The 1,061-nt window shown below is 60.7% G+C and carries 1 protein-coding gene; it reads right to left on the bottom strand.

Features of this window, described 5'->3' with window-relative positions; all coding sequences use genetic code 11:
* Positions 1-328, bottom strand: a 328-nt coding sequence (locus N826_RS39035) for a PAS domain-containing protein (RefSeq protein WP_169789522.1), incomplete at its 3' end; no start/stop codon positions are given.
* Between the last annotated feature and the right edge of the window lie 733 nt (positions 329-1,061).

Raw genomic sequence — 1,061 nt, 5'->3', positions numbered from 1 at the left:
AGAAGAGCGTACCGGGGGCCATATGGGGAATGTCGGCGAGACGCCGGCCTGTATAGTCGCGGGCCGAGCGCGCGGCGACATCCGTTCCCACCAGCCTGAACCGGAAGTCCAGGCCGGCCGACGAGCCCTGGTCCTGCTCACTGGCCAGTTGGTGAATGACATCCAGCAGAACCACATTGGGCAGCAGCGCTCCGATGTCGAGCGGATCGACGTCGCGGCGGGCCGGCATAAGTCTTCCCCGCCTGAGACCCTGCCAGTAGGAGAAGCCTTGCCGTATTCTCAGCGGCATGAACAGCAGGGCGTCGGGCGACAGACCAAGCTCCGACATCAGAAGCTCATCGGTTGGATCTGAGTAAACGATTGCCATGCTGTCAGCATAATTGGAGAGGTTGAACGATAGGTAAAGCAAAAACCTTCTCCTTCTACCAGAATCGTGTGATGTCTCGAGCGACTGCTCCTGACGAGAGAGGTTGCTAAGCATTCCAAGCCTCGATGCGGCGAGGAAATGCCCTCCAGCTTTTTTGCCACTGAACGGTTCGGTGGCATGCCACCGCTATCGCCTCGACGTCATAACCTGGTTCAGGAATGCAGCTATTTTCAGCGCTTCCACTGCCGCCATTGCCGATCCGCCATCGGTGGCGGAGGGTAATCGAACTCAGAAATGAAAAGTAGAAAAATCCTCGCCGGGTGGCAGGTCTCCGGTGATCTGAAGAAGATCATCGGAGACCATGCCGACAGGTTACTGGGCTTGTGGGGGTCAACGGCCATCCGTCCCATTCTCGCCCGGCTCAGCGGTGACGCAACCGGGACCATGATGGCCGGGCTGCGAACGGGCACCCTCGGGAAAGCCGTTGACCTCGACCGTGACGATCCGGTCGGCGCCTCGTTGGCCGCCTCGGATACTGAACGCGACGCTCAGCTGTTCGGCAACCCGGCCGCTTTCATCAACCGTTCCGTCCCGACGGCTGTGGTGGGTGCTTCTCGAACAGCACCAGTTCCGGCAGCAGGCGGGCCGGATCGTGGCCATCGATCACGTGCCGGGCGACCTCGACACTGTCCAG

It is taken from the genome of Skermanella aerolata KACC 11604 (assembly GCF_000936425.1).
In the GTDB taxonomy this organism is placed as follows: Bacteria; Pseudomonadota; Alphaproteobacteria; order Azospirillales; family Azospirillaceae; genus Skermanella; species Skermanella aerolata.
The sequence above is the reverse complement of the archived record's forward strand: the minus strand, read 5'-3'. Positions and strand labels throughout refer to the sequence as shown.